At 69.0% G+C, this 26,977-nt stretch carries 24 protein-coding genes; 1 reads left to right on the top strand and 23 read right to left on the bottom strand.

Annotation, left to right across the window (positions count from 1 at the left end; genetic code table 11):
* Positions 1-81: 81 nt before the first annotated feature.
* Positions 82-969, bottom strand: coding sequence for a hypothetical protein (locus ACWDNU_RS31550; RefSeq protein WP_449671560.1), 888 nt, complete (start codon positions 967-969; stop codon positions 82-84).
* A gap of 175 nt (positions 970-1,144) precedes the next feature.
* Positions 1,145-1,747 carry a TetR/AcrR family transcriptional regulator gene (locus ACWDNU_RS31555; protein ID WP_449671561.1) on the bottom strand — a complete coding sequence of 201 codons (603 nt, stop codon included), beginning with the start codon at positions 1,745-1,747 and terminating at the stop codon, positions 1,145-1,147.
* A gap of 97 nt (positions 1,748-1,844) precedes the next feature.
* Between ACWDNU_RS31555 and ACWDNU_RS31560 the strand changes: the two genes are divergently transcribed.
* Positions 1,845-2,672, top strand: a complete 828-nt coding sequence (locus ACWDNU_RS31560) for an oxidoreductase (protein WP_449671562.1) — start codon at positions 1,845-1,847, stop codon at positions 2,670-2,672.
* Between the two features lie 44 nt (positions 2,673-2,716).
* Here ACWDNU_RS31560 and ACWDNU_RS31565 read toward each other — a convergent pair whose 3' ends face one another.
* The 21 genes from ACWDNU_RS31565 to ACWDNU_RS31665 form a co-directional block, all read right to left on the bottom strand.
* A complete protein-coding gene (locus ACWDNU_RS31565; protein WP_370940124.1) occupies positions 2,717-3,643 on the bottom strand; it encodes a glycoside hydrolase domain-containing protein in 927 nt (308 codons plus the stop codon).
* Positions 3,630-5,687 (bottom strand): DUF6519 domain-containing protein, encoded by a 2,058-nt coding sequence (locus tag ACWDNU_RS31570; protein ID WP_449671563.1) that lies wholly within the window; start codon positions 5,685-5,687, stop codon positions 3,630-3,632. The genes ACWDNU_RS31565 and ACWDNU_RS31570 overlap by 14 nt, the downstream gene beginning before the upstream one ends.
* A 9-nt stretch (positions 5,688-5,696) precedes the next feature.
* A complete protein-coding gene (locus ACWDNU_RS31575) occupies positions 5,697-7,823 on the bottom strand; it encodes a hypothetical protein (protein WP_449671564.1) in 2,127 nt (708 codons plus the stop codon).
* Positions 7,820-11,071 (bottom strand): putative baseplate assembly protein, encoded by a 3,252-nt coding sequence (locus ACWDNU_RS31580; RefSeq protein ID WP_449671565.1) that lies wholly within the window; start codon positions 11,069-11,071, stop codon positions 7,820-7,822. Before ACWDNU_RS31580 ends, ACWDNU_RS31575 begins: the two co-directional genes overlap by 4 nt.
* On the bottom strand, positions 11,068-13,839 hold the full coding sequence (locus tag ACWDNU_RS31585) for a putative baseplate assembly protein (RefSeq protein ID WP_449671566.1): 2,772 nt from the start codon (positions 13,837-13,839) through the stop codon (positions 11,068-11,070). The genes ACWDNU_RS31580 and ACWDNU_RS31585 overlap by 4 nt, the downstream gene beginning before the upstream one ends.
* Positions 13,836-14,195 carry a GPW/gp25 family protein gene (locus tag ACWDNU_RS31590; RefSeq protein ID WP_449671567.1) on the bottom strand — a complete coding sequence of 120 codons (360 nt, stop codon included), beginning with the start codon at positions 14,193-14,195 and terminating at the stop codon, positions 13,836-13,838. Before ACWDNU_RS31590 ends, ACWDNU_RS31585 begins: the two co-directional genes overlap by 4 nt.
* A gap of 5 nt (positions 14,196-14,200) precedes the next feature.
* Positions 14,201-14,527 (bottom strand): hypothetical protein, encoded by a 327-nt coding sequence (locus ACWDNU_RS31595; protein ID WP_370940130.1) that lies wholly within the window; start codon positions 14,525-14,527, stop codon positions 14,201-14,203.
* Between the two features lie 11 nt (positions 14,528-14,538).
* Positions 14,539-15,072: a phage baseplate assembly protein V gene (locus ACWDNU_RS31600; RefSeq protein WP_370940131.1), complete on the bottom strand. Its 534-nt coding sequence runs from the start codon at positions 15,070-15,072 to the stop codon at positions 14,539-14,541.
* Positions 15,069-16,190, bottom strand: a complete 1,122-nt coding sequence (locus tag ACWDNU_RS31605) for a hypothetical protein (RefSeq protein WP_449671568.1) — start codon at positions 16,188-16,190, stop codon at positions 15,069-15,071. The genes ACWDNU_RS31600 and ACWDNU_RS31605 overlap by 4 nt, the downstream gene beginning before the upstream one ends.
* A complete protein-coding gene (locus ACWDNU_RS31610; protein ID WP_449671569.1) occupies positions 16,183-16,497 on the bottom strand; it encodes a LysM peptidoglycan-binding domain-containing protein in 315 nt (104 codons plus the stop codon). The genes ACWDNU_RS31605 and ACWDNU_RS31610 overlap by 8 nt, the downstream gene beginning before the upstream one ends.
* Before the next feature lie 10 nt (positions 16,498-16,507).
* Complete coding sequence (locus ACWDNU_RS31615; RefSeq protein WP_370940134.1) at positions 16,508-17,164, bottom strand: hypothetical protein; 657 nt, start codon at positions 17,162-17,164, stop codon at positions 16,508-16,510.
* A 78-nt stretch (positions 17,165-17,242) separates the two neighbouring features.
* The gene (locus ACWDNU_RS31620; RefSeq protein ID WP_370940135.1) at positions 17,243-17,473 is read right to left on the bottom strand and encodes a hypothetical protein; all 231 of its coding nucleotides are present in this window, start codon (positions 17,471-17,473) and stop codon (positions 17,243-17,245) included.
* The gene (locus ACWDNU_RS31625) at positions 17,470-19,278 is read right to left on the bottom strand and encodes an ATP-binding protein (RefSeq protein ID WP_449671570.1); all 1,809 of its coding nucleotides are present in this window, start codon (positions 19,276-19,278) and stop codon (positions 17,470-17,472) included. The genes ACWDNU_RS31620 and ACWDNU_RS31625 overlap by 4 nt, the downstream gene beginning before the upstream one ends.
* On the bottom strand, positions 19,275-20,510 hold the full coding sequence (locus ACWDNU_RS31630; protein WP_449671571.1) for a DUF4255 domain-containing protein: 1,236 nt from the start codon (positions 20,508-20,510) through the stop codon (positions 19,275-19,277). Before ACWDNU_RS31630 ends, ACWDNU_RS31625 begins: the two co-directional genes overlap by 4 nt.
* Positions 20,507-21,364, bottom strand: a complete 858-nt coding sequence (locus tag ACWDNU_RS31635; RefSeq protein WP_449671572.1) for a hypothetical protein — start codon at positions 21,362-21,364, stop codon at positions 20,507-20,509. Before ACWDNU_RS31635 ends, ACWDNU_RS31630 begins: the two co-directional genes overlap by 4 nt.
* Entirely contained in the window at positions 21,361-22,059 is a 699-nt protein-coding gene (locus ACWDNU_RS31640) for a T4 family baseplate hub assembly chaperone (protein ID WP_449671585.1), read from the bottom strand. The genes ACWDNU_RS31635 and ACWDNU_RS31640 overlap by 4 nt, the downstream gene beginning before the upstream one ends.
* A complete protein-coding gene (locus ACWDNU_RS31645; RefSeq protein WP_370940140.1) occupies positions 22,059-22,580 on the bottom strand; it encodes a phage tail protein in 522 nt (173 codons plus the stop codon). Before ACWDNU_RS31645 ends, ACWDNU_RS31640 begins: the two co-directional genes overlap by 1 nt.
* Before the next feature lie 15 nt (positions 22,581-22,595).
* The gene (locus ACWDNU_RS31650; RefSeq protein ID WP_449671573.1) at positions 22,596-24,215 is read right to left on the bottom strand and encodes a phage tail sheath family protein; all 1,620 of its coding nucleotides are present in this window, start codon (positions 24,213-24,215) and stop codon (positions 22,596-22,598) included.
* 55 nt (positions 24,216-24,270) lie between these two features.
* On the bottom strand, positions 24,271-24,486 hold the full coding sequence (locus tag ACWDNU_RS31655) for a hypothetical protein (RefSeq protein ID WP_370940142.1): 216 nt from the start codon (positions 24,484-24,486) through the stop codon (positions 24,271-24,273).
* Between the two features lie 174 nt (positions 24,487-24,660).
* Positions 24,661-25,419, bottom strand: a complete 759-nt coding sequence (locus ACWDNU_RS31660) for an AfsR/SARP family transcriptional regulator (protein ID WP_449671574.1) — start codon at positions 25,417-25,419, stop codon at positions 24,661-24,663.
* Positions 25,420-25,521: 102 nt separating this feature from the next.
* Positions 25,522-26,958 (bottom strand): eCIS core domain-containing protein, encoded by a 1,437-nt coding sequence (locus ACWDNU_RS31665; protein ID WP_449671575.1) that lies wholly within the window; start codon positions 26,956-26,958, stop codon positions 25,522-25,524.
* Positions 26,959-26,977: the final 19 nt, after the last annotated feature.

Genomic DNA, 26,977 nt, shown 5'->3' on the forward strand with positions numbered 1-26,977 from the left:
GTATAATGTTCGTGGGGGCAACCCTGAGGGAATCTGATTCCCTCAGGGTTCCCCTCACGTACGGCGATCCCGCCGGTCGCGTCAGGGGCGGTAAAGCTCCTTGGCGACGTCGATGTTGTCGTTCTTGTCGACGTGGATCTCGGCGAGCGGCGGGGTCGGGCCGGTCAGGGCCTCCATCAGCGCCTGCTCGGTGCACGGGTTCGTGCCGCGGCCCTGCTGGTCGATGGCCACGTCGCCGCCGGGGCACAGCTCGGCCGCGCCGAACACCTGCGCGGTCTTGCTCACCGGGAGGCGGTAGGTCTTGCCGTCGCCGGGAACGGGCACGTAGTGGCCGTTGTCCGCACCGCCCTTCTTCCAGGTGATCAGCTGGAACTGGGCCATGTTGACCGAACGGTCGAACCCGGTGAACTGCACGGTCTGCGTGGTGTTCGGGAAGCGGCGGGTCGGGGCCGCGGGCTGCTGGCCGGAGCCCTTGCCCGCGGTCGGCGCGGTCTTGATCATGAACTCGGTGCCGCCGTCCTTGCCGCAGTTCACGACGCCCTGGGCGAATTCCTCTTCCGCGCCCAATGCGCAGTCCCAGTGCCCTTCGATTCCGAGAACGCGGTGGCCAGGTCCTTCGCCCTGCGACGGCGCCAATTCGTAGTACTTGGTCATCACATTGAATGCTTCGGTGCAGCCGGGAATGCTGCCATTGGTGCTTTGCACCGCGATCAAGTCCATTTGCTTGCCGTCGGCCGGGCCGACCTGTCCGCCGAGCTTGCTGCAGTTGACGTCACCGTTCGACGTGGCCGCGGTGCCCGCCGCACCGGCCGAACCGCCCTGCTTGACCGCCGCCGCGTCGGAAATGCTCTTCGCCGCGGAACCATTTCCGTCGACGTTGTTTCCGCTGCACGCGGAAAGCAACGCGGTCGCGGCGACAGCCCCGCCGACCATGACCAGCTTCATCGACTTCATCGCGGTGAATCCCATTTCGTGCTCCCCGTGTCTTTTGGCGAATCTCTGCACCCAAAGACGTGAAGCACCGAATGACGTTGCCCCGAAGTTCCGCGGAGAGCCATAGTTGCCCCAATGTCGCCCGCGCCCGGTCCGCGCGGGCAGGACCCCGGCGGGCCGCGCAACCCCGCCTGGAACTCCAGAAGAACGGCTAGGTCGCGAGGCCGAGCGCCGCCAGCCACACCCGGGTCAGCGTCGCGGCGGCGTCGTCCAGCGAACTGTCGGCGACAAACGCCTGGTAGAAGACGCGTTCAGTCATCCAGACCAGCGCGGCGGCGACCTCGGCCGCGGTTCCGGAGACCAGTCCGGCGCGCTCGGCGACCCCGCGCATGGTGTCGGCGAGCGCGACCACCGCGGAACGCCACGCCTGGTCGATCGCCGGAACCGACGGCGACAGTTCGACCGCCGTGCGCATCACCGTGCCGTGCTCGCGCCACATCCGCGCGGTCTGCCCGATCCCCTGCCGGACCGCGTCGCCGGGAGCCGCGGCGGCCGCGTCCACTGCGTCGACCTCGGTGCGCAGCTTGGCCACCGTCCGTTCGACGAGCGCGGCGAGCACCTCGTTCTTGGACCCGAAGTAGAAGTAGAGCGCGCCTCGGGTGATCCCGGCTTCCTGCGCGATCGTCGCGACGGTCATGCACGCCCCGCCCGTCGAGTTCAACTGCTGCTCCGCCGCGTCGAGAATCGCGCGCTCGCGCAGGTCTCCCTTGGTCGGAGCCGTCCGGCGGCGGGCCCGGGTGCCTTGCTCTTCCACCTGCCCGTTCTATCACGCTGACTATTTCTGACGCAGTGCAGATTTTTCTCAACGCGGTGTAGAGTTCGGGGCATGACCAAGATCTTCCTGATCACCGGTGCCAGCTCCGGTCTCGGCCGCGCGTTCGCCGAGGCCGCGCTTCAGGCCGGCCACACCGTCGTCGGCACCGTCCGCAAGCAGGCCCGACGCCGAGGCGTTCGAGCAGCTCCAGCCGGGGAAATCCCTCGCACGCATCCTCGATGTCACCGACGACGACGCGGTGTTCCGGACCGTCGACGAGATCGAAGCCGAGGTGGGCCCGATCGACGTCGCCATCGCCAACGCCGGGTACGGGCACGAGGGCGTCTTCGAAGAGTCGACGATGGCCGAGCTGCGCGCGCAGTTCGAGGTGAACGTGTTCGGCGTCGTCGCGACAGTGAAGGCAGTGCTGCCGTATATGCGGCAGCGGCGGCGCGGGCACATCCTCGGCGTCACCTCGATGGCCGGGCTGATCACCGTGCCGGGCACGTCCTTCTATCAAGGCAGCAAGTACGCCGTGGAAGGCATTCTCGAAACGGTCGGCAAGGAGGTCGCCCCGTTCGGCGTGCACGTCACCGCGGTCGCGCCGGGCTCGTTCCGCACCGACTGGGCGGGCCGGTCGATGGTCCGCACCGACCGTTCCGTGCCGGACTACGACCAGGTGATGAACCCAGTCCGCGAGCATCGTCTTGCCGCCAGCGGCAAGCAGCTCGGCAATCCGCGGAAGGCCGCCGAGGCGGTGCTGCGCATTCTCGACGTCCCGAATCCGCCCGCGCACCTGGTGCTCGGCTCGGACGCGCTGCGTCTCGTCGCGAACGGCCGCGCCGCTGTCGACAAGGAGATCGAGGAATGGGCCGAGCTGAGCCGGTCCACCGACTTCCCGGACGGTGCCCAGCTGCCGGGCTGAGCTCGCGAGAGTACGTGGCCGCGCGCCGGCGGGGACGAGCGGAGTCAGCCGACGTATGCGGTGAAGGAATGCTTTGCCTGGTACCAGATCGAGATGCCGATCGCGCCGGCCGCGGCCGCGCTGCGCAGGTCCAGCGGGCCCGGCCGGTCGGAAAGGAACGTGAAGTTCCGGATCTGCGCGCCGGGCACGAAGTCGCCCTGGGTGCCTTCCTTGGTCGAGCGCACGAAGTCCATCTGCTTGATCTCGATCGTGTCGCCGTATCCGGCGAACAGGTACAGGTACGGCGGACGGCCCGCGAGCGGGATGTAGAAGTGGTCGCCGTTCGGCGCAGCGGGAATCAGCATCAGAGTCTCCTCGTCATTGCCGGGGCCGGCGCCGGGCCCGGGGCCGCCGCCGGGAAGCGGGATGTATTGCTCGTTGATGTCGCACGGGATCCGGTCGACCCTGACCGTGCCGTCGTTGCGCTGCCACAGATGCGTCCAGGTCCGCTCGGCGGCCGTGGGTTGCGAACCGCAGCGCCAGTACCACGACACGACCCCGGCGTCGTGCACCGCGCGCAGCGTCTCGGAGAACCCGTAGAACCCGGCCCGGTTCCGGCCGACGACGCTGGCGAACCCGTTCGCGAACCGCACGACGTCGTCGAGTTGGTAGGCCGCGGCATGGGCGTCGGCGGCGCAGGCCATCAGCGCCGAGTCCGCGATGCCCATGCCGCGCGCGTCGGCAAGGCCCGCCCGGCCGAACGCGGCGCCGCGGGCGAAGTCGTCGTCGTTGCCGCTGCCCCACGCGTCGTCGGTGCCCAGCTCGATGACCAGCGCGACGGTCATCCCTCCGCCGACGAGAGTCCGGTATTCGCCGCCGGTGAGCCGTTTCGTGCCACGGCCCAGCCCGGCGTAACGGATCACTCCGTCGAAACCGGCCGACTTGAGCGACCCCGGGCTGGGCGTACCCGCGGAATAGTCAGCCCAGCGCATGGTGATCCGACCCGGTTTCGGCGTAGCTCGGCGGCCGGTTGGACCCGAGCAGGACTCGCGTCAGCCACGGCGGCATCTGCGGTTCGAGCTGCCGCAGCAACGCGTACACGATGGCCAGCACGACCGGGACGATCACCTGGTTGCCGAGCCCGGACACCGCGTCGGTCACCGAAGCGGGCAGGCCCAGCGAGACGAGCCACGCGACGAGCGCCGACCACAGGCCGGGGACGACGGTGCGCAGCCAGGACGTGAAGTGGTCGCCGAGTTGCGAAGTCTGTTGCGTGGACTGTTGCGTCATGGCTGGTTTCTCCGGCTCGGTGGCGGGTGTCGTCTCGGGTGCGGACGGCTCGGTGGTGGTCGGTGAAGCGACCGCGGTGTTCGGCGAAGCGACAGTGGGGTCGGGGGGATCCGGTTCGGTGGCGAGGTCAGGCACGGGGACGACGGATGCGGTCGAACCGTTGCCGCCCGCGCCCGCGGTGCCCGTCGCGTGAGTCGGGCTCGACGCCGGGGAAACGGCTTTCGCACCGGTGGACGCACCGGCTGATTTCTCCGCCGCGAACACCACCGAATCCGTCGGATGCGCGACCGGCTGCGGCGCATCGATCTCAGTCGCCTTCTTCGGGGTCTCCGCGGGAGGCGCGGGCGCGACGGGATTCGGCCCCGGCCGGAAGAGCGGGTCGAAGCTGTCCGGCGAATGGCTCACCTTGCCGTCCGCGTCGAGCACGCCCAGCACGGCGTAGCGGTACTCGACCCCGTGCGGCGGCACCGGAACCGGGCCGTCGTCGTCGCGGGGCCATTCGACGTCTCCGGTCACCGTGCGGGCCGGGATCTGCCAGTAGTCGCCGCGCCGGTAGGTGCCCGGCTGGCCCGCCGGGTCCTCCGCCGACGATCTCGGCGGGGCCTCGAACCGGACCTGGACGCCGTCCTCCAGGTCGATCCAGGTGTTCTCGACCAGCGGCACCGCGCCGTCCGCGCTGTCGTCCGGGGCGAGGTGGTCCCAGCGGCGCAGGAATGGACGCAGGTCCGCGTCGGAACCGGGACCGCAGCGTTCGTCGAGTTCGTCGTCGAGAGTGACCAGCCGGTCCGCCGGGTCGACCGCGATGACCTTACGCAATGCGGGCGCGGCTTTGGGCCGGTCCTCCGCCGGGAGGTCGTCCGCGACGCGGGTGGCGGCCGCGTCGTCGAGCAGTTCGACCCAGTCGCCGACGTCCAGGTCCAATTTGCTGTCCCGGCCCAGCGTGCCGAGCGTCACCGTCGCGCCGGACACCGACACGATCGGGAACACCACCGACGCGTTCTCCCGCGACCACTTGAAGGTCGCGCCGTGCAGCCGCCGGTGGAAACCCTTGTTGGGCACCGAATCCGTCCACCCGCGACCGCCGGTGTGCACCTCGACGCGGTACAGCTGGTTCTCCTGCCCACGGAACCGCGCCTCGGGCGGCAGGTGGCAGGCATCGGTGTCACCCGGGTGTTTCGCCTGGGCGGCAAGCAAACCGGGCTCTGGGTTCAGCGAATTCCGGAATTTCTCGAAATCGTCGACGGTCTGCCCCGCGCACCAGGCCACCTGCCAGACGACCTTGGCCCGCGCGGCGGTGTCCGGGCCGGGGTCGCCGAGCGCGATCTCGCGGATCGCCGGATCCTGCAACGCGGTGATCAGCCGTTCCCACACCCGCAGGTACACCACGAACGGCCCGGCCTCGGGGAGTTCGTCCTTCTCCTGGTCGAGGTAGCCCTCGGGCTGGGTCCAGTAGCTCGTGGCCTCGTCGTTCTCGACCAGCAGCCCGCCGACGTACAGCCGGCCGGCCGAGATGCTCAGATCGTCGATTTTCGCGTGGTCCTGGTGCGGTTCGATCCGGAATCCGTGCGCCCCGGCGGGCGCGGCGGACTGGCCGAGCAGGTCGGCCACCGTGGTCCGCAGCTGGTACAGCAGGATCGCGGCCTGCTCGTTCGCGTCCGCGTCGAGCTGGACCCGGCCCTGCTGCGCGAGCACCGCGGAGAAGTGCTTCAGCGAGTCGAAGGTGCGGCGCGAGAAGTCGGCTTGCATGGCGGTCTCCTAAGTGGCGAACAGGATGCCGGCGTCCGTGCCGGCCGGGGTGTACTCGGCGAGCCGCAGCCGGAGACTGTCCTCGCGTTGCGGGTGGAACAGGTCGTGGAAGACCCCCATTTCCGAACCGTCCTCCGCGCCGCGGCTGATTTCTTCCGGCCCGGACCGCGCGAGCTGCGCGTAACCCGGGGTGCCGTAGCGGGTCGAGGTGAACTGGGGGACGACGCGGACCGGATCACCGGAATGCTCGGGCTCGCAATGGAATCGGGGCGGGGTGCGCGAACTTTCCGGCAGCCAGCAGAACCGTACGCAGCCGTCCTGCCGACGAGCGATTCGCACCCGACCGTCCATAATGGAGTTTTCGAGCAGCCCGGCGCCGTGGGCGAATACGGAGCCGAACACCGTGCACCGGCGGAAGTCGACCACCGCGTGCGCGCAGCCGTCATCCGGACCGCACAGCGCGGCGAGGCCGGGCCCGGCGGCGTCGAGAATGCTGTCGGTGAGCCGGATCTGGTTGGGTTCGCGGTGCACTTCGTCGGCGGTGACGAGGATCGTGCCGAGGATGCTGTGTTCCACGCACAGACATGCTGGCGTGTCCGTGAGCTCGACGCTCGCCTCTTCCTCGTGCTCCGGACAGCACTTCGCGTCGAGCGACCATCCGGGCACCAAAGTGCAGTGCCGCAACGCGAACTGCCCGACCGGACCGTGCACCTGGACGCTGCGCCCGGTGATCAGCAGCCCGTCGAAGACAACCTTCGGCAGCGGATCGTCCTTCGCGCCGCGGTCGGTCCCGATGATCCGCAGCGCGTCCGGCCGGTTGCTGTTCCAGTCGAGCAGCCGCAGCACCGGACGTTGCCCGTTGGCTGCCCGCAGCGTCAGGCAATCGCCGCGGTCGAGCACCAGCTTGATTTGTTCCTGGTACGCCCCGCTGTCGGTGAATTCGATGACCGCCTTGCGCGCTTTCGGATCGGTTTCCTTGTCCCGCTGCCATTCCTCGACGGCTTCCATGACGAGTTCGTGGCATCCGGGACCGACCCGATAGACGTGCTGCGCCGCTTCCGTCGCGCGCGGATATTCACCGGCGCCGAGGTCGTCGGAGAACCCGTAGTGATAGTCGACCCACACTCCGGATTCCGGTGCCTGCCGGGCAGGGAAGGCGATCCGGCCGAGCACCGGGTCGAGCGCGACCTTCCCGTGCGCGGGCCGGTAGCGCCACCCGGACAGATCCGCCGGAATGATGTCGGCCAGCGGGATCGGCTTCCCGTCGCTGAGGTAGACGCACAGGCTCTTCTCGGGTCCATAGTAGACCGCCGGTCGCTCGGCAAAGGCTTGCCGCCGAATAAAAACCGGCACGTTCGTCTCGTCCGCGATGTGGGTCGGCGACGGCTCCCGCACCGGGGAGACGATCAGCGGCGTGTCGTTGCCGAGGATGCTGAACGTGAACCGGGTCCGCGCCCGGTCCTCGCAATACGCGGGCCCGCACGTGATCGAATACGGCTTCAGCCGCCACACGTACAGGCCGATCTCCGGGATGCCGTACCGGCCGGTCCCCCGGTGCGAGGTGATCCGCCGGACGTCGATCGAATGTGCCAGCTCGTCGAACGGCCCGTCGAGCCGGTCGAGCGCGTCAGTCCCGCGCAGGTCGGCCAGCTGTCCCCGGGTCAGCCTGCGCCGGTCCGCGCGCGGGTCTCGTCCGTGCAGCCGGACGGCTTGCGAAACCGTCAGCAGCTGCCGGAATTCGACCGCCCGCGCGGGCCATTCCGCGACATCCGCGGCGAGTTGTTCCAGCAACGCCAACGTGCCCTTGCGTCGCCGATTGCCGACGGTGTGCGCGACATCGCGACGAGGCGCGAGAGCGGACAACAACCGCCGGGCCGCCGCCGATCCCGTCGCGAGCGTTTCGTCGGCGCCCGGCAGGAGCTGGTACCCGACGAGATCGCCGAGGTACGGCGCGACCCAATCCTGGCAGGTCTCGATGAACCAGTCCGCGTACTGCGCGTCCAGGTCGGCGCCGATCAGGTCGGCCTGTTCGGTGATCACGCCGAGCAACGCCTTGAGCGGCCCCGCGTTTTCTTCGTCGCGCCGCCGGTAGACCGACGGCATCAGGTCGTAGAGCCGGTCCGGATTGCGGGTCATGGGATCCTCACCAACATCAACGCCTCCGGCACTCCCGCCGGGAGCACGGCGAGCCGCGCGGGCCGGATTCCGCGGTACACAGTCAACTTCTGTCCCCACTTGAGCATCGTCGACTCCACCCCCGGGTTCAGCCGGACCAATTCGTCCACCGTCAGCCCGTGCCGGAGCGCGATCGTCGTCAATGTGTCCTCGCCGAACGAGTCCACGTAGCCCACCTCGTCGACAACCTCCTCGAACCGCGCCCCGGACGCGCCGACGCACGGCTTAGCCTCGGTGAGCCGGTCCGCGACCGTGGCCAACTCGACCGGTGTGACGTCGCCGCCGATGCCGTCGAACACCTTGATGGCGGCATAGTCGACGCCCGGCACCGCCTGGATCGCGGCGAACGCTTCGCTGAGGAACGCGGGTTCGCCGAGTTCCCTGCGGGCAAAGGAAAACTTGTCCAGCAACGCGGCGCGGACGGCCGGTTCCACCAGCTCCCACGAGTAGTCCGGCAGCACCTTGATCCCGGCGTGCAGCACGAGCAGCACCCGTTCCCGCACCGCGACCCGCACCTCGACGCCGCGATCGCCGAAGCTCGCCAACGCCGCTTCCAGCGCGACCACCGAACCGGAGGACGAATCGATCCGCGCGTCCCCGGTCGCCGCGACCGTCACGTGCACGACCCGCCGTCCGCCGTCGGAAAGCTTGGCGGCCTTGGCTTTCCCAATCCCAGCCCGCGCACGGGTGAAGTCCTCGTAGTCGCGGATCGACACCAGCCGGTCGAGCGCGAGCATCCGCAGCGGGATCGACGCCCGGGCGTCCGCCGGTCCGTCGCCGTCCGCTCCCCCGCCGGACGCCAGCGGGTTGGTCACCGCGCGCACGCCCGGCGGTCGTCCGGTGGCCTGGCTGATCTGTCCGGCCGCGACATTCCCGTCGTGGCCCGCGCCGATCCGGTAAACCGCCGTCACGTTCTCCACCCCGGCAGGAATGCGCGCGCCGTGGACGCCGTCGCCGAACCGGAGCGAGCGGGTGCCGCCCGCGCCGACGGAGACCTCGTAGTCGTGACTCGTCGGCCCGGACCAGACCAGCCCGTCGGTTTCGTGCCACCGCACGCCGGCCACGCGAGCGGTGAGCGTGCTCTCCGCGCCGGAAGCGTTGGCGGACGGCCGGAACGTGAGCGGGTTGTCCGCATTGGCCTGGCGCAGCTGGAAAACCTGGTTCGCGACGCCTGGATCGCCGCTGCCGAGCACCTCGGTGCGGGTCTCGCCCTGATCCGCCTCGACGACGTTGCCGAAGAGGGTCACGGTGTCCCGGCGGTACCGGTAAGACAACTCCGTGGCCAGCGACAGGAACGTGCGGACCCGGCTGCCGTGGCGGGTCGGCTCGACCCGCTGCCGGATCCCGGCGACCATCGTCACCTCGGCGGCCTGGACCCCGCTGGTGTGCGGCACGTCGGTGCGTTCGCCGGACACCACCAGCCATCGGCCCGGCCGCAGCCCGTCGTAGACCCGCGACAGTTCGATCTCGGCGCCCGCGACGTCCTTGGTGATCGGGTCGCCGACCGCGGTGAGCGTTTCGCCGCGCGCCCAGACGACCGTGCCCGCCCCGGGAACCGGCGAAACGACCTGGTTCACCGTGATCGTGGTGACCTGCTTTTTCCCGACCGGCTCGGACTTGCCCGGAACGGTGACGTCGACGCTGTCCAGCTCCGCCGACGTCACTTGCGCGGCGGACCGCTGGCCATCCGGCGATTCGAGCACGACCCAGCTGCCGCCGGCGATGCCGTCGTACACCGCGTCCAGCCACACCTTCGTGGTGCCCGCCGAGTCCGCTTCCTTACCGGCCGGGCGTGCAATCGCGACCGCCCTGGTCCGCAGCACCTGGAGACCGGACAGCGCGGGCGGATTCGCGATCTGCTCGTTCGCCCACGCGTGGTGCAGATTCGGCCCCAGCCGGGGGTCGGCCGCGATGAGCAGCTTCGGGTGCACGTCGGAACCGGCATGGAACAATTGGTCCACTGTGGACGGAAGATCGACCGCCTTGCGCGGCGGCCGGGACGGCTCGCGACGCAGCCACGGCAGCACCGGGGTGAGCCCGGCCAATGCCGCCGCGCGGTCGCAGTCGGTGCCGTAGCTGCAACCGCATCCGCAGCCGTCGCTGCTGCCGTCGAAGCGGTATCCCGGCGAGGAGCAGAACAATGCTCTGGCGAAGTTGCTCAGATAGCGCAGTTCCGGATCGCTTTCGCTCAACGCCGCGGTACAGAGCTTCAGCAGCACGTCCGTCGCGTCCGAAACGGGTCCGACGAAATCGCGGAACCAGTCCTGGATCGCGCAGCTCGCGTGCGCCCGGGCGAGCGCGGCCTCCTCTGCCAGCTCGGTGCTCACATGGTAGGCCGTGCGAGCGAGGACCCAGGTCACCGTGGCCGAAGTGCCGAGGCTGGCCAGGTAGGTCTGGGTGTTCTTCAACGCGGTTACCGTGTTGTTGATCCAGTCCGACGGCGCGGGCTTTCGCTCCACCGCGGTGCCGATCGCCTCGAGGAGCCGGGCGATCGCCTGGTTCAGCTCGTCGGCACCCGTGGTGACCAGCTTCGCGGTCGTCCGGTTGGCCTGGAAGTCCGCCGCCGCTTCGGCGACCACGCGGATCACCGGCGGGAACATGCCGAACAGCAGCAGCAACCGGTCCCCCGGCTTGAGCGCCGCGGTGGTGCCTTGGATCCCGATCTGTTCGATCTCGCGGGCGCTCTTGGCGGTGATGTCCACCGGGTCGGCAGTGGCGACTTGGAGCGCGTTCCACTCCTCGCGCGCCTGCAGTTCCGCCGTGGTCTCGAAGGTCTGCGGCAGCTGGTTCTGCCCGGGCACGCTCTTCGCGGCAGTGCCCGCCGGAATCACCGTCCGCGCGCCGGGATCCAGCGTGTACGCGAGGAAGGTGGTCGCCGCCAGCGCGGGCCGCGGCGTGTAGCCGACGAGAGTGCCGAGGTGGGTGAGCGATTCGGGTTCGGTGGCGGTCCGCAGGTAGCCCTCGTTGGCGATCCGCTCCTGGTAGAAGGTCAGCACGTCGCCGACGACGGCCCAGCAGTCCAGCAGCGCGATCGCCGGGTCGTCCGGGTCCCGCGTGGTGAGCGGGGCCAGCGCCGCCCGGCTGGAGAGCCGGGCCAGCATCGACTGGCGGAACCGCGCGTAGGTGCCGATCCGCCGGGACAGCGCGGGCAAGCCGGGGCGCTGGTAGGTCGTGGCCGGAGTCGTCGGGCCGGTGCGCGCGCAGTTCATCGTCCGCCTGCCAGGTCGAGGGTGAGCTGCCCGTTCTCGGGCCGGCTCGGGTCGTCGTCCAATTGCGCCACTTCGAGCGGCCCGATCGGGAGGACGCCGGTGGCGAGCGCGGTGCCAGGCGGGCCGAACAGCCGCTCCAGCCGGGTCACCTCGGCGTGCCGGACCCCGGGTACCGCGGCCGCGGTCGCGACGATCTGGCCGACCCGGATCGGGGTGCCGAAGGTGAGGTGATCGGGTTGGAAGAACGCGCCGAGCGCCCGTCGCAACGCTGTCCGCACGTGTCCGGCGATGTGGTCCGGCAGCACCTCGACGTGCACCGTGAGGTCGAGCGGGACGAGGGTCGCGGTGAAGACGGAAAGGTCGTGGCCGATCCGCCGGTACCGGTACAGCCCGGCGCGGGTTTCGTCGAGCAGCCAGGTCGGCGCGACCTCCATGCCGAGCGGATCGATCGCGACCTGCGCCTCGTACCAGCTTCCCGTCCACCGCAAGTCGCCCGCGGCTCGTTGGATACTCGGCGAGGCGCCAGCCAGCGTCGCGTAGTCGTCCGCTGTGATGGCGCGCAGCAAACGACGGCGGACCTCCTGCGGAGCGCGCAGCCGTACCTCGGACACCGGCTCGGGATCGACTCCGCCGATCGCAGGCAACGGATTCCGCACGCTGCGGATGCCGGGCACGTCGGTGCGCTCGAAGATGATGCTGCTGATCGCTTCGCGGCCGACATTCCCGGCCAGACCGGTCCCTACCCGCAGCGCCGCGGTGAGCTCGCCGCTCAACGGAAACTTCGCGCCATTGCGACCGTCGCCGAACCGCAGGACGGTCGCGCCGGTGTCGGTGACCTCGCCTACGAAATGCCGGTCCGTCGGTCCGCTCTCGAGCAGATCCCGTTGTGGCAGCCAAACACCATGATTTCGATCCGTGACGGTCACCGCGGGCAGTGCCGCGCGCGGGTCCGGTCGGGTGGCGAGAGTTGCCGGACCACGGAATGCCGCACGGTGCTCGTCGAGCTTCCTGCCTTCGTCCGCGCCCCAGCTCTGACCGATCTCCCAGCCCTCGTTCTTCGCGGTGAGCACGTACCCCGCGCGAGCTTGGCGGATGAGGTCTTTCAGCCGTTCCAGTTTCGTTTCCAGGAGGTCGTCGAAACACGCCAGCAGGTACCGGATGGCGCGTCGTGGATGCTCACGAAGGTGCAGCTTCTTGACGAGCTTGGCCCCGAAAAGCACGGTGACGAACTCGATGTCCTCTTCGGACAGTTCACTCCGCCACAGCTTGGTCAGCCGCGCGCGGATCCGGCCAGGGAGACCCACCAGCCAGCGCGCCTGCGCCGCCGCGATGTCGGCGGGATCCGGGAACGGAACGCTTTGCGTGACCGGCTGGTGGCGCAACTGCGGCTGAACGACCACCGGCAGCGGCGGGTAAGCCGGTTGGGGTTCGGCCTCGCCGCCGCAACCACAGCCGCAGTCGCGCGGGCACTGCGGCTCGTCCGGCGCGGGGTCGGGAACGCAGTGGCACTCCGGGTCGATCCGCCGACCGTGCTCGACCAGCACCACGTTCCCCCTCGCGACACCGACCTCAAGCTCGACACATTCGGGCCCGCCGCGAGCGTTGACACATAACGGAAAGGTAAGCGCGTCTTCGCGGGCCCAGGTCACTTCCAGGAGCTTTTGCTGGTACAGCTTGCCTTCGGTCTCGGTCACCGACGTCAGCCGGACGGCCTGCCGGTGCGTGTGGTCAGCGTCGGCCGGAAGACCGGACGGCACGCCGATCAGTTCCTCGAAGAGCAGCACGTCGCCCGCGGAGAGACCCAACGCCCGGTCACTGTCCACAAGGGTCGCTGAAGTCGCCCCGATGGGCAGGCAGCAGTCGTGGTCGCCCCACGTCCACAGGCTGATCCGGTTGCGCGCAGGAATCAGCCGAACCTCTTCGTCGTGGACCGGCTCGAAAACCTCCGCCGCACCGCGAAGATCGCTTTCCTTCAACGAGGTACCGGGCAGGGTGCTGAACCGGAACTTTCCCTTCGGGAGCGGGACCTCTTCGCCCGCCTCGATGCACACCCAAGCCCGCGCGGAGCATCCGTCGTGCATCGCGTAGTCGACCAGCCGGGCGTGCCGCCGTACGGAAACCCGCAGCCGCGCGGTGTCCAGATACGCCTCGGTCGCCACCGCGTCTTGCTGGTAGCTGAGCCGGTCGCCCTCGTAGGCGAGCAGTTCCGTGAGCATGATGCCGATGTCCGGGACGTGCCGTTCGGTCCAGGACGGCATCGTCAGCTTCAACCGGTCCAGCAGCAGTTGCCGGAAGCTGGCGTAATCCTTGCTGAGATAATCGATCTCGACCGTTGCTTCCACCGGTGGCGCGCTTTCCTCGACCGGCGCGCAGTCGACGTCACCGCAACTGCCGAAGGTGAAGTCCACCTGGGAGTACCGCGGATCGAAGCCCGGATACGGCCTCGTCCCCGGTTTTCCGATCGGACCGGATTCCACAATGGACAACCGGTAGGCCGACAGATCTCCGGACCGGTCGACCGTCAGCCGCACCGCGTCGGCGAGGTCCGGATCGTCGCTCGCCCACAGTTCGACCGCGACGACCGCGATCCCGGTAACCCGCCGTCCGCCTTCGATCCGGAAGTTGGCCGGTACCAGGTCTTCCGGCACCTTGCCGAAGAATCCCACCGTGAGCGAACGACCGTCGTCGCTCACGCCCACCGAATCGATCCCGTTGCCGCCCGCGACGCGCACGTCCGCCCGGCGGCGTTCGTCCGCACAACCGATCACGGCGCCCTCCCGGTGATGACGTCCTCGCGCCGTTCGCCGGTCGCGAGGAGGATGTAGCCGATCTCGATCCGCAAAGTGCTTTCCTCGGCGGTGACTTCCAGGTGCTGCACGGTGATCAGGTCGCCGAGCCAGCGGTGCAACGCGCCTTCCGCCGACGCCTGCACTGCCGCCGCCAGCTCCGGACTGTTCGGCTCGAACACCAGGTCCAGCAGTCCGCAGCCGAAGTCCGGGCGCATCACGCGCTCCCCCGGCGTGGTGAAAAGCAGCTGCTCGATCAGGTCGAGCACGTGGTTCGCGTAGCCGGTTTCCGCGACCCGGCCGCGTTGGTCGAAATGGAACGGGAAGTCGATGTCCACAGTGGTCACCTCCCCGTGACGAACTGTTGCATGACAAGCACGATCGGCGGGCCGGGCGAAAGCGAGCCGAGGCAAGTACCGCCGCCCTGGCCAGCCGGAGGCAGCTGCGTGAGCATCGGCGTCCCGCCACCCAGCAGGGACGAGAGGTTCGTCCACTGCACCGTCGCGCACGGCGGAGTCAACGTGCATCCGGCGACGATCAGCTGGTCTTTCGTGGTGAGCACCGGCATCCCGTTCACCAGCGCCGCGGGCGGCCCGGCCGGGATCGCGGTCACCGCGCCGCCGTGCGGACAGGTCATCGTCATTCCACTGTGGAGCAAAAAGCCCGGCATCCCCGCACCTCCTAGTTCGGAACGACGAAGGTGCCGTTGTTGACGATGACCGAGGTCCCGGCCAGCCGGATCGACGCGAGACCGGGACCGCAGGACAGTTCGATCCCGGTCTCGTTGAGCTTGATGTACGGCCCGGACGGTCCCAGGATCTGCAGCTGGATGCCGCCGGTCGGGCCGGGTTGCTGGGTGATGAGAAGGTAGTTCTGCGGCGGAACGCCGAACGGAGTGAGCGGCGTCCCGATGACGACCTGCGGCACGCCGGGCAGGATGCTCGACGCGATCGGCGGTCCTTCCTCGGCCACGTCGCGCCGGAACCCGGTCCACACCGCGCGGCCGATGTCGCCGCCCTGGAACTCGATCCACACCCCGGACCCGATCAGCGGCACCACGTTCATGCCCGGCGTCGCGGTGCTCGCCCGCGCCCAGATGGCGTTGTCGCCCAACACCTCGCCGACCCGCACGAGCAGCCGGTCCAGTCCGAGCGGGTCCACATTGGACACCACCTCGCCCTGGTAGGTGCCGTCGAAACGCGTTTCTTCGGTCATGCGCTCACCTGCTGGGAGAAGGGGACGAAACCGTCCCTGGCCAGTCCGAAACTCTGCTTGTACTCGCCGCGTTTGATCTCGTGGGTGACCCGGTTGACGTAATAGAGGCCGTCGTACGCGAGCCCCGCGCCGCGCACGCCGACCAGCGCGCGGGACTTGAGCACGTGGCCGTACCGGAGCACGTCGAGCTTTCCCTGTCCGGTCACCGCGTCGGCGGCCTTCGCGGTTTTGCTGAGGCCGCGCAGCAAAATCTCCGTCGTGGACCGGCCGGCCAGGTCCGGCAACGGCTGCTCCTGCAGGGTCACCGCGGGACGAGCGGCCAGCGGCGGCCGCAGCAACGCGAGGTCCGGCACCGGAATGGAAAACCCGATCTTGGTGTGCGGCTCGGTGATCCGGATCGTGTACTGCTTCCGGGACATTCCGTCGAAACTGAACGACAGGGATTCCACATTGGTCGCGGTCCCGGAATCGACAGTGAGCGCGGGCTGCACGACCCCGGCCCGGATTTCCGGCCCCCAGTACCCGATGCTCGCACCCGGCACCGGACCCGGGATCAAGTAGAACGCGTAGCCCGCCTGCCGCGCCAGTTCCCGGAGATAGCTGAGATCGCTGCCGGACTGGCCGTCGATTTTCGACTGCGGCGGCTCCGGTTCCCACAGCAGCACCGGCGCCGGCGCGGGCACGATTCCGTACATCGCGTACTTCGCGAGGATCTTCAGCACCCGCACCTGCAGCGACATCCCGGGAAAGATCTCTTCCTCGTACCGCAGGTCCATCAGCGCGGTGAGGTCCTCGCCGGTCACCGTGAGCCGCGATTCGCCGGGACCTGCGCCCGGGCTCATCTCGTGCCGGGTGATCACGCCGTCCATCAGCACGTCCGCCGAACCGCCGACGATCACCGAGAGCACGACCCGCGCGGGCGGATCGAGCAGCCCGGACGGCAGCAACGTCCGGGTGAGCACCGATTTCCGGCTCACCGCGAAGGTCAGCTGGAACCCGCTGCGCTCGCCCGCGGACGAGGTGACCTGCACGGACTGCAACGCGTCGATCAGATCACGGGGCACCGGCGCGGCGAGCACGCGGCCGATCATCAACTGCAGCTGAAAGCTCTTACCCACCGGTCCCTCCCGCCGGAATCCCGGGCGGCAGCGTGATCCGCAGCCGGCGGCCCGGCTCCGCGGTCAGCGCGTCCGGATCCATCGCCCGGTTCGCGTCGGCGATCCGCCAGCACTGCTCGGCGTCGCCGAACACCTCGCCCGCGATGCGATCGAGCCGGTCGCGAGGCTTGACCACGCGCTCGCCGATCTGCGCGAGCTGCTCCGGCTGCGGCAGCAACCGCCGCTGGACGAAGCGGACCGAACGACCGTCGGGAAGGTCGCAGACCGCGGTGGGCAGGCTGTAGTAACGACTGGTCGCGGAGAACATCAAGCACCTCCTAGACGGTCGGCACGCCGACGTCGGTCACTGGGTTGTTGACCCCATCGGCGAAGCGTTCTTTCTGCTGGAGATACGTCAGGTACAGCGTTCCGCCCTTGGCGCGCGCCCCCGGATCGCCGGGATGCGGGTAGCCGAGATCGTCCACAGTGAGCACTCGGACGGTGATGCTGACCTTGGCCCGGATCGGATTGAGCGCGGCGTCGAACGCTTCCTCGGCGACGCTGAAGTCGGTGATCCGCACCGGCAGTACACGTTTAGGGCCGAGCACAAGCACCGTCAGCGGTGCCTCTACCGGCACGATTTCCAGCTGTCCTTGCCCGGCCAGCAGATCTTCGTTGTACAACTGGGTGTACGTCGGCGAAAGGCTCTTTTCGAGCGCGCACAGCACCGGAAACAATCCGTCGGGAAACCTGTCGGGCGCCGCGGTGGCGTCGAACTCGGCCTCGAACCGGTACGACTCGTGCGAAGGCCCCTTGAGCCGCAACGCTTCCAGCCGGTCGCCCGGTTCGCCGCCGAGGCCCTGCACCTGCAGGGTCCGGGTGAGCGTGTCCGGGTTGTACTGGAACGGAATCGTCTTCGACGCCCGCCCGCTGTCCGGATCCACCAGCACGAACCCGCCCCGGACGGGATTCAGGCTCTGCGGAAAGGTGGTCATCGTCGTAGTCCTCCCCAGCGAACGGCGGAACGCCTTGCCGCCAAGCGTGCCGGGACCCCGTCACCGAGGCGTCACCGCTCAGCCGGCCACCTGGCGGATGCCGTGGTGAATCGACCGTGCGATCGCCTCCGCGAGCGTGCCTTCCGCGAGCTGGGCCAGCACGACCCGCCGCCGTGCTTCCCGCCAACCCCGGCGCGGCGCGGCAGCCGCCATCTGGCGCGCCAACTCGGCTTGCACGGCGTCGCGAAGCTGACCGGGATCCTCGGACAACGCGGTCAGCACCAGCCGATCGATCCGGACCTCGATCACCGCCGGAAATCCCGTTCCGGCACGGGAAGTTCAAGCTTCCGGAACTCAGTACGCGCGGCAGCCAGCACGGTCTCCATCGTGATCGACGATCCAGCAGCCGCCGCGAGGAAAGCCGCGTTGAGCGCGATGTTGCGGATCATCGCGCCGCTCGTCTGCAGCTGCGCCAGCCGACCGAAGTCGAGGCCTTCGCACGGCGCGCGGGTCGGGAATGCCTTCTGCCACATGATCTTCCGCTCAACTGGGCCGGGAAAGGCGAACTCGACCACGAACCGCAGGCGGCGCATGAAGGCGGTGTCCAGCGCCGAACGCATGTTGGTCGCCAGGATCGCCAGGCCGCGGTGGGCTTCCATCCGCTGCAGCAGGTAGTCGACCTCGATGGTGGCGTATCGGTCGTGCGCGTCGCGGACCTCGCCGCGTTTGCCGAACAGCGATTCCGCCTCGTCGAAGAACAGGATCGCGCCCTCGGCCGCGTCGAAGAGCTTCCGCAGGTTCTTCTCGGTCTCCCCGATGTACTTGCTGACCACTGTGGACAGATCGATCCGGTAGAGGTCCAGCGCCAGCCGGTTCGCGAGCACCTCGGCCGCCATCGTCTTGCCGGTTCCGGTCGGTCCGGCGAACAGGACGCTCAAGCCAAGCCCGCGCTCGCCGAAACCCCACGTCTCGTGCACCCTCGTGCGTTGGCCCACCTGATCGGCGACCTCGCCGAGCAACAGGCGGGACTGCTCCGGCAGCACGAGATCGTCCCAGCTCGCCGTCGACTCGAGCCGCTGCGCGCGTCCGTCCAGCCGCGGCCGGGTGCGGACGCGGCATTCCTGCCACACCTTCTCCGGATCGGCCCCCGCGACCGCGGCCGCCGCCGCGATGCCGGGCAGGTCGAGCGCGAACTGCGCGGCCAGCGCGTCGATCACCGGCTGATCGCTCCCGAGCGCTTCCTGCCACGCCACCGCCCGTTCCGCCGGCGTCGGCGGGCTGGCCTCGATCGATCGGAGACCCGGCCCGCCTTCCCGCACGGCGAGCACCGCCGGTCCGGTGATCCGGTCGAGAAACCGGGCTCCGCCCTCGTCTTCGAGGTACAACGCCAGCGGCAGCAACGCGGCCTCGCGCTGCCAGCTCCGGGCAAGGAGGTCCAACTCCACCGGCTGCGCGGGCAACGCGGACGCATCAAGTCGATACGCCGCCAGGCCGGAGATCTCCGCCGCATGCGCGGTGATCTGTCGTTTCGCGGCCTCGTCGGCACCGGTGAGCTGAACCGGACCGGCGAGCGCCCACTGACTGGCGACTTCCTCGGCAACCCTTTGCTGCGAGGCCGACAACTCCGTGCGGGCCAGAGGCGTGACCAGCGGACTCAGCCGGTCGTCAAGACTGTTGAGCCCCTTCAGATAGCTGACCGCACGCTCGGCGGCCCGCAGCGGCGCGGACACCACGCCCTGCCCGGAAACACCCTCGATGAGCTGCCAGTACCGCAGACCGCCTTGCGGCGATACGGCTTCCCACGCCGGATCGGGCAACACGTGAAGAGCCAGCCCGAACGTCGGATACGCCATGTGCGGATTGCCGTGCGCCTCGGCGCAAAGCCCGGCGATCGACGGATCCAGCTCGACCGCCGCGCACAGCAGCAAGGTGTCCCGCTCGAACCGGGACAGCCCGAGCCGCGCCGCCAGCACAGTCAGCGCGGGCGGCGGGCCGATCGTCTCGGCTTCGTCGACAGCGGCGGTCGAGACCGCTTCGCCAGGGTGCCGCAGCACCTCCCGCAACCACTCCAGCGACGCGGCGAGGAAGCGTCCGTTCGCCGCTTCCCAGGTCATAAGATCGTCACCGTCTGCGTGGCGTCGAACACCGGCTTCGGCCCGGTGCGGTCGACCAGCAGACTGTCCACGCCGCCGATCCGGAGGCGGGCGAGATGGGTGCCCACCGGCGCGTCCGGGACGTCGAAGGTCAGGTCCGCGCCCGTCACCTGATCCTCTGGCTGAGCCGCGACCGCACGCCGCTCCAGCACCGACCGCGACCCGAGGACCAGCAGCACCGGCTGCCCGGTCCGCACCGGAGGACGGCAGACCAGCTGGACCACCGCGTCAGTCCCGTCGCGCTGCACAGTCATCGGCATCCCGCTGGTGATCTCGGGCGCGACCGCGAGCGAAACCTCGTTCGTCGCCGTCGTGCCGGACACCACCGCCACCGACCACAGCCCGGCCGGAAACGCCTGCGGCGGCCCGGTCAGCTCGAACCGGACCTCGGCCGCGCTTCCCGGCACGACCGGAATCGACACCGGCCCGGCCAGCAGCGGATGCGACAACCGGACCTCGTTCGCCTGGTCGAGATTCGCACCCCGCAGCACGACGCGTCCGCCGAGCTTGACCGAAGCCTGCTCGTGCTCAAGACCGTCCGGACCGACCGCGACCGGCACCGCGGCGGTGAGCTGCGGGTACGGCGATTCGACGCTGGCCGCCGCTTCCGGCCCCCGGTCCAGCGCGCCCCGACGCAGCACCGGCACCGCCGTACGCGGCGGGCGGCGGCTGTCGATGAGCACCGGCCCGGCCTCGAACGCGACGGTGAGCCGATAGCTGGTCTGGAACGCCGACCACAGCGAGTAGATGTCCTTCTCCACGAAGGACTGCCAGGTGAGCCGGATCAGCTCGGACTGTTCCGACACGTTGCTGGGCGACTGCACCTGCCGGAGTCGCGCGCGGCTGAGGTGCGGATGCTCGTGCAGCGTCCGCAGCGCACCGCCGAGCATCCGGTGCGCGATAGTGTCCGCACCGCCCGGCACATACGCGGTGAGCAGGTAGTGCAGGACGAGCGGCAGCTGCGGATCGCCGTGCTCCCCGGGCCGCAGCCCTACGGGATCCTCGTTGCGCAGCGACTCGTCGATGCCGATTTGGTAGAGGAACAGGTTGAGCTGCGGATCGCCGCTCGGCCCCGGCGTCTCGTGCGGCGGCCGCGCTTCGACCTTCGCTCCGCTCTCGACCTCGCGCGCGCCTTCGAGCACCAGCTGGACCAGCGCCTCGGTCACGGCCTCGATCGCGTTGGCGTCACTCATCCCCGCTCCCGGAGGTAGTCGTCGAGGCTCAGCAACGGTTTCCGTTCCTGCCGCGGTTTCGGTGCCGCAGCCGCTGCCGGTTCCGGACGAGCCGTGACCTCGACCCGGCTGATGCTGATGTGCACATCCGGTTGAGCCGGTGCCTGCTGCCGCCGGATCACCAAAGGTTGCTGCTGCCGCGGGGACGGCGGTGCCGGTTCGGGCTGGGGACGCACGACTGGATGCGCGCGGACCGGTTCGACCGCCTGTACCGGTGCGGCCCGCACGGGTTCTGGTGCTGCTGGAGCGGTTTGTGGCTCCGCCGCGACGGCTGACTGCAGTACCGTCTCTCGCTGCCGGTGTTCTGTCCGCACTTCGCGTTCCAGCAGCGATTCGGTGACCTTCGCCGAGTGGGAAACGGTCGCGCGCTCGGTGTGTGTCCGAGATTCGACGACGCTTTCCCGAACCACCGCGCCCGGTTGGCCCGGCACCGGAACCTCGCGGACGCGTTCGACCACCTTTGGGGACGGCACCGGCGATTCGAGAACGCGTTCGGACGGTTTCGGTTGCGGCACCTGGGTTTCATGGACGCTTTCGACCCGCTCCGTGTGTGACACTTCGCTCTCGCGGACGCGCTCGACCGGCCCCGGAAGCGTCGCCAAGGTTTCCCGGATAACCCGCTCCAGCCCCGGCGTCTCACGAACACGTTCGGTTTCCCTTATGACCACAGGCTTCTGTGCCGATTCAGTGAACGTGCCCATCGGCAACTCAGGCTCCGCCCCGACCGGACTCGCGGGTTCGAACAACGTCGGCACGAGCGGCCGGATCGGCGGTGCGTCGATCCGGCCGAGCAGCCGGTCCACGAAATCGTTCATGCCATCGTCCCCGCGAGTTCCAGATACCGGCGGCGCCGCCCAGGACTCACCGCGAGCACCTCCGCCTCCGACCAGCCGTAGGCGAGCGCCAGCGCGTGCACGTCGTACAACAGCCGCCGCGCGCAAGCTTCCAGTTCCGTCCACAGATAAACCGCGATGTCGAACGGAGACGCCCACCGGTGACCGCACACCGCGCAGTCCAGGTCGATCCGGACGTCCGCCTGCGGATCTCCCGCGGCCAACGCGTCCGGGAGCGCGCCGAGCACCGCGTCCGACAACTCGGACCGCTCCACCTCCTGCTCGCCTAGCCGCGCGGTCACCACACACCGTTCGAGCAACGTCCGTCTACTGTGGACTTCCAGCAGATCCCGGCTCGTCACCGGGCGGAACTCGATCTCGTACCCGTCGACAGCCACGACCCCGGAAGCGTCCACTTGCGACGGACGCAGATCCCGGCTCGAAAGTTCCAGCTCAAGTTCCTCACCGCACGAAGGACAGCTCACCAGACACGGAAACGCAGTCCCGAAGCACCGCTCCCGCAGGGCCAGCAGGAACTCGTCCCGCTGGCCCACCGCGAGATCGCCGACCTCGCCCGGTTCCGCGCCGCCCGCGACAGCCAGCGCGAGCGCCCGCCGTACCGCACCCAACCCGTGCGCCGCCTCCCACACATCGAGAAGGCTCGCTTCGGTGAGCATCACGCCGGATCTTCGAAGAACGTCTCCTGCGGCTCCGGAACCTCCTCGGCGACCCACCCCTCGTTCTCGACCTTGATGTGCTGCACGGCGACCGCGTTGGCGTTGGCGTCCAAATCGGATACTGGCTGCCATTCCGAGACCCAGCAGTTGAAGACCTGATAGGACAGTACTTTCTGGCCGCCCTCGTCGAACACGTCGACGATGAGGTCGCGGCGGAAGTCCTTGAGCGAGGTCTCCAGCCCCTGCCCGGAGTTGGCGAAACTCCACACCCGGTTCGCCCACTGCGCGAACACCTTGTCCGCGGTGACGCCGCGTTCGAGGGTGATCGCGTCGTATTCGGTGCGGCCGGGCAGCTTCGCACTGGTCGCCGGATCGCCGCCGGACCGGTGCTTGATCACCTCGGTGCTCCGCTTGAACCCGGTGATCTTGCTGACCCCGAGCAGATAGTCGCCGCCGGCGAACTTCACCCGGAACCGGAAGTTCTTGTACGGATCGCGCCGCTTCGTCTTGCTGTCGGACATGACGTCTGCCTCCTGCTACACCTGGATCTGACCGGCGAGCTGCTGAATGTGGATGAGCACGAACTCGGCGGGCTTCAGCGGGGCGAACCCGACCAGGATGTTGACGATGCCGCGGTCGATGTCGTTCTGCGGATTGTTCGTCGCGTCGCATTTCACGAGATAGGCGTCCTTCGGCGTACGCCCCTGGAAAGCGCCCTGCCGGAACAGGTTGTTCATGAACGCGCCGACGTTGAGCCGGATCGACGACCACAACGGTTCGTCGTTCGGTTCGAACACCACCCACTGCGTGCCGCGGAACAGGCTTTCCTCGATGAAGAGCGCCAATCGCCGCACCGGCAGGTATTTCCACTGGTTCGCGAGCACGTCCGCGCCGCGTTGAGTGCGCGCGCCCCAGATCACGTTCCCCACCGACGGCATGCCGCGCAGGCAGTTGACGCCGAGCGGGTTGAGCACACCGTTCTGCGGATCGGACAGTTGGACCGTGAGGCCGCTGATGCCGCTCAACGTCGCCTCGGTGCCCGCTGGAGCCTTCCAGACGCCCCGCTGGACATCCGTGCGCGCCCACGTTCCCGCGATCATCCCGCACGGAGGGAATTCGCGAACCCTGTTCTCCTGCTTGGGATCCGGCTGTTTGACGCGCGGGAAGTACAGCGCCGCGTTGCGGGCGTTGTCGTCGTTGAGGACGAAGGTGGAGTCCTTCACCGCGCCGGAGACCGCGTTCGTCGTCTTCCAATTCGGATCCGGGTCCACGATCAGCATCGCCCTGCGGTCGACGCACAGCTTCAACGCCTTGGCCAGGATCTGCGCGGAGCCGCCGATCAGCCCCGGAGCTCCCGGCAGGCAGAGCATGTTGAAGATGTCGGTCTTGAGCAAGGCGTAGATGCCGGACTGCTGTCCGGGGTCGCCGAGGAAGTCCTCGGTCCTCGGCGTCGGCCCGTCGACGCCCTGGCTCGCTGCGGTGTACCAGATGCCGTCCTTCGTGGTGTCCTGGAACGGATCCTGCCCGACTTCCAGCTTGTCGGAACTGTGCGCGTCCGGCCGCTTGTCGATGTTCTCCACCGACCCGATCAATCCCGACGACGCGATGACGTTCGTCAACGAGCGCGGGGAGTTCTTGTCGATGCTGACGTTGAGGTACTGCTCGGTGACCTTGCTGGTCCGGTCGTGAACAGTCAGGTTGTACAGCTGGTTGAGGTCGTCCTTGGCGGTCTCGTGGTCGACCCGCGCCAGCAGCGTTCCGTTGGCCCAGGTCCCTTCTCCGCGCGCGTAGAGCGTCGGCCCGCTCGGCGCCAGAACGATTTTCGCCGGTAGCGCCTTGGCCGGCGCGGTGTCGTCGGCCGCGGGCTGATCAGCACTGGCAGGCGGCGCGGTGCCGGTCACCCGCACGATTTCGGCCTCGCTGCCGCCGTTCTGGTAGAACTGCCAGACCGCGTAGCTGAGGTCGCTCGCCGGGTCGAGGCCGCCGAATTGCTGTTCGTAGTCCTCCCAGCTGGTGATGTGCACCGCCACGTTCGTGACGCCGCGCGGTGCGGTGCCGACGAAAGCCGCGACCGAGGTGGGCACCCCGGTGATGGTCCGAACCGCGCTCGGCAGTTCGTCGATGTAGACACCCGGAAAGGTGGGCGTGATGGGCATGGCCGTCTCCCTCCGCGGCTTTCTCGGCCGTGGTCGTGAGCGTGCACTGGTTCCGTCACCGCGGCGTCACGTCGCCGTCCTGCGCGCCGATCCGGCTCAGCCAGCGGTCCACCGACGCGAGAACTTGTTCGCGGGTCGTGAGAACCTCCGACGTCGTCGCGTCGGTGCGCACGTCCGCGGTGGTCGTGATGCGGACCCGCAGCTGTCCTTCGGAAGTGCACCACGCCCGAAGGACGTGCAGCGCGATTCGCTCCGGGTCCGCACCTGCCATACGGTGCAGTACAACGGTTCCCCGTCACCGCACCGTCACCCGATGCCACCGGCTGAGGCTCGCGTGACCGCTTCCGCGAGTCCGTGAGGGCCGCCCTGAGGGAATCTGATTCCCTCAGGGTTCCCCTCATGTACGGCAGAGCCACAACACCGCCTCAGGTCCCTGGCACCCGGATCAAGCGAGCAGAGCCCGCACGCCAGGGCTGGGCTGCACACCGAGCTCGGTGTGCAGCAGTTCCGCCAACGCGCGATAAGCCCGCACCGCCTCGCCGCGATTCCCCTCAAGAAGGTGGACGCGGATCAAACAGCGATGTGCGCTTTCCCGCAGCGGTTCAGCATCGACCGCCGTCAGCGCGGCGTCGATCGCCTCGGAAAACCGGCCCGCTTCGCCGAGCCGCCCCGCCAGGCATTCCAGCGCGTGCAAGCGAAGCTGCCGCCACCGCTCACGAAAGACGAACAACCAGTCGTCGTACCAATCCGGCAGCAGATCGGTCGACAGCAAGCCGATCACTGGCTCGCTGTCGTCGGGCAGCTCCGCGCCGGCGGACGCGAGCGAACGCGCCAGGCTCGACGCGGCTTGCACGTCAACAGCCGCAGTGTCCGAGAGCGACAGCCGCTCAGCCGTCGCCTGCACCAAATCCCGATGCACCCGGCCAATCCGCCACAACGTGGTGCGAAGGCTCGCCGCACCGTGTTCCTCCGACGAGTCCGCCCACAACACGTGCGCCACTTCGGCCCGCCGCACGGGCCGGTCTCGAAGCGCCAGGTAAGTCACTAACCGTTGAGCCGCACGGGAAAGCGGTCGCGCATCAGCCGCGCCGTCCACCGCGAAGGCCGGCAACGTCTGCACGACAAGCACCGACGCCGTTCCAGTTCCCTCTCCCGATTCGTAGTCCACCGTTTCTGTCCGCGAACCGACCATCCGAACCGACACCCCCTCGATCCTCGGCAACGTCCCCCGGGAGCACTGCCGGTCGAACTCCGATGATCGTGACCGGCCCGCCGCCGCGCCATCCGTGCTACCACGTAACTTCGTTCACGGTCGTTCCCGCACCGGCGCGAACGACCCTCCCGGACCGGCCCCGGCCAGCAGCCGCTGGTCCCGCAGGAAAGAAAGGAACTGAAGATACGTGCGCCGGTTGAACGCGTTGGCGGGCCAGATCTCGTCACCCGCCCGCAGCGCGCCGCCAGCCATTCGGCGGTACCGCGCGTTGATCGCCTCGGACACCCGGATGAACACCCCCACATCCCCGATCGACGCGATCCGCTGCGACACCGGCACGCCCTGAGCTTCCCCGGCGAGAAACCGGTCGAGGGTGGTGCTGGTGATCACCCGCGCGAGGTATCCGCCGAACTCGCGCCACGCCTGCTGTTCCGCCGGCGTATACCCGGTGAGATCCCAATTGGCCGAGTCGAATATGCCGATCACGCTGCCGAACATCTGCGCCACCACACTGCTGACGCCCTGCGCGACCGCGCCCGCCGTCTGCACCCCCGACGCCAGTCCCGTCGCGACTCGCTGAGTCCACGCGGCGACCGCGGGCGCGACTGTGTCCGACACGCTCACGCCGTAACTGCCCGACGCTCGCGCGCCAGCTTCGGCACCGAGACTGAACGCGGCCGCCACCCAGCCTTCCTCCCCCGAGAAAAGCCCAGTACTGACCGAGAATCCCACCCCAGCGAGCAGTTTCGCCGCGACGTTGACGCTCCCGCCCGCATATGCCCCGGACACATTGCCCGCCCGGCCAGCCGGACCGAGCCGGAACGCCACGACGATCGCTTCGCTGCCACCCGCGGTGACGCCGACCCCGAGTTCGCCGTAACCGATGACGTCGGTGGTCACCTCGCCGGACTCGATGTTGACGAAGACCATCGTGTCCTGTCCCGCGCCCGCTCCGACTCCGGCACCGGCGTTCCCGGAAGCACGCATCCCGATCGCGGCACCGGTGATCGCCCACCCCAGCAGCCGCAACGGCGTGGACAACACCGCAGCCGCCACCCGCGCCGCCCCGAAGATCCGGTTGCCGCGAAGATTCGTGACCACCACCCGGGTGTCCGGCTCGGCCTGCCGGGCGACACCAGGCGCGCTGGCCCCGGACACGCTCACCGGCCCGCCGCCGACTACTGCGTCCGCCGCCACGTCCGCCGACCGTTCGAGCTGATGTCCCGCTGCCGGTCCACCACCACGGCGCTGCTGGACGACGTGCGCCAGTTCATGCGCGAGGGATCGCTTGCCGGACGTCGTCTCCGGCCGGTATTCCCCAGTACCGAACACGATCCGCTCGCCCACCGTGTACGCCTTCGCGCCCAGCCAGGCCGCCGAATCGGCGTCCGAGTACACGCGCACCTGGCTGAAGTCCTGGCCGAAGCGCTGCTCCATGAAATGCCGGATGTCCGGTTCGAGAGGATTCCCTCCGCGCCCGGGTTCCGGCTCGGGTTCAGCTGGCGCGGGCACCCGGACGCGTTGCTCCATCGAGGACCCTCCCGATCAC

The organism is Amycolatopsis sp. NPDC003676 (assembly GCF_053587275.1).

Excerpts from the sequence above, each read along its gene's own strand:
- ACWDNU_RS31640 (WP_449671585.1), bottom strand. The coding sequence starts at position 22,059 with ATGCTCACCGAAGCGAGCCTTCTCGATGTGTGGGAGGCGGCGCACGGG.
- ACWDNU_RS31575 (WP_449671564.1), bottom strand. The coding sequence starts at position 7,823 with ATGACCCGCAATCCGGACCGGCTCTACGACCTGATGCCGTCGGTCTAC.
- ACWDNU_RS31595 (WP_370940130.1), bottom strand. The coding sequence starts at position 14,527 with ATGCCGGGCTTTTTGCTCCACAGTGGAATGACGATGACCTGTCCGCAC.
- ACWDNU_RS31550 (WP_449671560.1), bottom strand. The coding sequence starts at position 969 with ATGGGATTCACCGCGATGAAGTCGATGAAGCTGGTCATGGTCGGCGGG.
- ACWDNU_RS31580 (WP_449671565.1), bottom strand. The coding sequence starts at position 11,071 with ATGAACTGCGCGCGCACCGGCCCGACGACTCCGGCCACGACCTACCAG.
- ACWDNU_RS31615 (WP_370940134.1), bottom strand. The coding sequence starts at position 17,164 with ATGACCACCTTTCCGCAGAGCCTGAATCCCGTCCGGGGCGGGTTCGTG.
- ACWDNU_RS31635 (WP_449671572.1), bottom strand. The coding sequence starts at position 21,364 with ATGAACGATTTCGTGGACCGGCTGCTCGGCCGGATCGACGCACCGCCG.
- ACWDNU_RS31600 (WP_370940131.1), bottom strand. The coding sequence starts at position 15,072 with ATGACCGAAGAAACGCGTTTCGACGGCACCTACCAGGGCGAGGTGGTG.
- ACWDNU_RS31650 (WP_449671573.1), bottom strand. The coding sequence starts at position 24,215 with ATGCCCATCACGCCCACCTTTCCGGGTGTCTACATCGACGAACTGCCG.
- ACWDNU_RS31630 (WP_449671571.1), bottom strand. The coding sequence starts at position 20,510 with ATGAGTGACGCCAACGCGATCGAGGCCGTGACCGAGGCGCTGGTCCAG.
- ACWDNU_RS31625 (WP_449671570.1), bottom strand. The coding sequence starts at position 19,278 with ATGACCTGGGAAGCGGCGAACGGACGCTTCCTCGCCGCGTCGCTGGAG.
- ACWDNU_RS31565 (WP_370940124.1), bottom strand. The coding sequence starts at position 3,643 with ATGCGCTGGGCTGACTATTCCGCGGGTACGCCCAGCCCGGGGTCGCTC.
- ACWDNU_RS31610 (WP_449671569.1), bottom strand. The coding sequence starts at position 16,497 with ATGTTCTCCGCGACCAGTCGTTACTACAGCCTGCCCACCGCGGTCTGC.
- ACWDNU_RS31570 (WP_449671563.1), bottom strand. The coding sequence starts at position 5,687 with ATGCAAGCCGACTTCTCGCGCCGCACCTTCGACTCGCTGAAGCACTTC.
- ACWDNU_RS31665 (WP_449671575.1), bottom strand. The coding sequence starts at position 26,958 with ATGGAGCAACGCGTCCGGGTGCCCGCGCCAGCTGAACCCGAGCCGGAA.
- ACWDNU_RS31655 (WP_370940142.1), bottom strand. The coding sequence starts at position 24,486 with ATGGCAGGTGCGGACCCGGAGCGAATCGCGCTGCACGTCCTTCGGGCG.
- ACWDNU_RS31645 (WP_370940140.1), bottom strand. The coding sequence starts at position 22,580 with ATGTCCGACAGCAAGACGAAGCGGCGCGATCCGTACAAGAACTTCCGG.